Annotated in this window: 5 protein-coding genes and 1 pseudogene; all 6 read right to left on the bottom strand. The window is 45.3% G+C overall.

Annotated features, from left to right (window positions below):
• Nucleotides 1-212 (bottom strand): 50S ribosomal protein L29 (gene rpmC / locus ACYVTD_RS11755; protein WP_461247957.1); only part of this gene is annotated, 212 nt, incomplete at its 3' end.
• A 10-nt stretch (nt 213-222) separates the two neighbouring features.
• The gene (rplP, locus tag ACYVTD_RS11760; RefSeq protein ID WP_461247961.1) at nt 223-654 is read right to left on the bottom strand and encodes a 50S ribosomal protein L16; all 432 of its coding nucleotides are present in this window, start codon (nt 652-654) and stop codon (nt 223-225) included.
• The gene (gene rpsC / locus ACYVTD_RS11765) at nt 654-1,358 is read right to left on the bottom strand and encodes a 30S ribosomal protein S3 (RefSeq protein ID WP_461247958.1); all 705 of its coding nucleotides are present in this window, start codon (nt 1,356-1,358) and stop codon (nt 654-656) included. Before rpsC ends, rplP begins: the two co-directional genes overlap by 1 nt.
• A complete protein-coding gene (rplV, locus tag ACYVTD_RS11770) occupies nt 1,358-1,768 on the bottom strand; it encodes a 50S ribosomal protein L22 (protein ID WP_461247959.1) in 411 nt (136 codons plus the stop codon). The genes rpsC and rplV overlap by 1 nt, the downstream gene beginning before the upstream one ends.
• An 8-nt stretch (nt 1,769-1,776) precedes the next feature.
• On the bottom strand, nt 1,777-2,058 hold the full coding sequence (gene rpsS, locus ACYVTD_RS11775) for a 30S ribosomal protein S19 (RefSeq protein ID WP_461247960.1): 282 nt from the start codon (nt 2,056-2,058) through the stop codon (nt 1,777-1,779).
• Between the two features lie 71 nt (nt 2,059-2,129).
• Nucleotides 2,130-2,249, bottom strand: a pseudogene (rplB, locus tag ACYVTD_RS11780) (50S ribosomal protein L2); the annotation flags it as partial.

A 2,249-nucleotide genomic window follows, 5' to 3' on the forward strand; every position in this document is an offset into this window, starting at 1 on the left:
GCTACGCTCTTGGCGTTTTTTACTTCCGCAATTTCTTGCGCACGGATTAACGTGTTAAGCCTGGCAATCTGCCGGCGCATCGTACGCTTTTGCAGAGGGTTATCTACATGACCGATAATATTTTTAAAACGGAATTCCATGTATTTCTTTTTAAGTTCTTCCCGTTTGGCTCTGAGTTCGGGAAATGACAAGTTTTTAAATGAATTTTTCATCCCTATCCTCCTAAGCTCCCAATTCCATATCAGCACGGGCGACAAATTTTGTTTTAATCGGGAGTTTCGCTCCCGCCAAAGTCATCGCTTCTTCCGCAAGAGAGCGGTTAATACCGCCGCCAAGTTCAAACATAACCGTTCCCGGTTTTACTACCGCTACCCAGTATTCGGGAGCGCCTTTTCCTTTACCCATGCGAGTTTCAGCCGGTTTCTTTGAGAACGGCTTGTCGCAGAAAATGCGTATCCACATTTTTCCGCCGCGTTTCACATGACGGTTAATCGCAATACGGGCGGCTTCTACCTGCCTGTTCGTGATCCACATTCTGTCCAAAGCGACAAGAGCGTAGTCGCCAAAAACGACAGAGTTGCATCTTGTGGCGTTTCCGGGCATATTGCCCCTCTGCACCTTTCGGCGCTTTACACGTTTTGGACTCTGCATTATTAACTCCTGGCAGGAGCCCTGTCCCGTCGTTTGCGGACAAGAGCGCCTGCGTCTTCTTTCTGTTCTTTGCCGTATTTCATGCCGTTATAAACCCAAACCTTTACGCCGATTGATCCAAATGGCGTATGCGCCTCGGTAAAACCATAATCAATATCCGCTCTTAATGTGTGAAGCGGAATACGTCCCTCTTTTGCTTCTTCAGTGCGCGACATTTCAGCGCCGCCAAGCCGTCCCGAAAGACGCACTTTTACGCCCTGCGCGTTGCCTTTTTTAATGGCGTTTGTAATCGCCTGCTTCATTGTGCGTCTGAAAGACGATCTTGCTAAAAGCTGGCGCGCGATATTCTGCGCTATAATCTGGGCGTTGTTGTCGGCATTTCGCACTTCTTTAATTTTTATCTGTACTTTTTTGTTTATCTTTTTCTGTAAATCATTGCCTATTTTTTCGATGTTTGCGCCTTTAACGCCGATGATTACGCCCGGGCGAGCCGTATGAATTGTAATTGTAATTCTCTGCGGATGGCGGATAATTTCCAGTTCCGCAATATCAGCACCTTTGGTTTCCGGCATATCCATAATCAGCTTGCGAAGATATAAATCCTCGTGAAGAGCGTCAACATATTCTTTAGGATCGACATACCAACGAGAACCCCAAGTTTTATTAATACCAAGCCTAAGCCCTGTCGGGTTTACTTTCTGTCCCATTATTTAGCCGCCTTTTTTGAAGATTTAACTTCTTTTGACGCAACCGCATCGTTAGCTGAAGCCGAAGTTTCATCAACCACTACGGTTACATGGCACATTCGCTTTACCTGCATATCCGCTCTTCCTCTGCCCCGGAACCAAACTCTTTTAAGACGTGGTCCGTCATCAATATAAATTTCCTTAACATAAAGCATATCCTCGTCAAGTTTTTTATTATCAGCTAACGCATTGGAAGCCGCTGATTTTACGGTCTTGCGAATCAGCTTCGCTCCCTTATGAGGCATATTTTCCAAAATGGAAATAGCTTCAGGGTATGTTCTGCGGCGAACAAGATCGGCTACAGGTCTGATCTTGTAAGGTGAACCGATAAGGAATCTGCTAATCGCTTTATAGCCTTTTTCTTCTTTCATAACTCCGCCTACTTTGCCGCCGCTTTCTTGTCAGAGCCCGAATGCCCACGGAAAATCCGTGTGGGAGCGAACTCGCCAAGTTTATGACCTACAAGGTTTTCCGTAATGTATACGGGAACCCAAGTTTTTCCGTTGTAAACGGAAATTGTTCCGCCTACCATTTCGGGAATAATTGTTGAACAGCGGGAATAGGTTTTAATCATTTTCCTTTCGCCCGACTTGCTCAATTCCAACACCTTTTTATACAGGTTCTTATCTATAAAAGGACCCTTCTTTACAGACCTTGACATACTCCCTTCCTAACCTTTATCTTGCGACCTTTTGCCGCTCGGCTGTATAGCCGTCTTTTACAAACTTCATATTAGCTCTTCTTCCCTCTGCTTACGATAAACCTTGAAGAAGGTTTATGTTTTTTACGAGTCTTATACCCTTTTGTAGGTTGACCCCACGGAGTAACAGGGTGAATACCCTTGCTTCTGCC

This window comes from Treponema sp. R6D11, assembly GCF_054786075.1.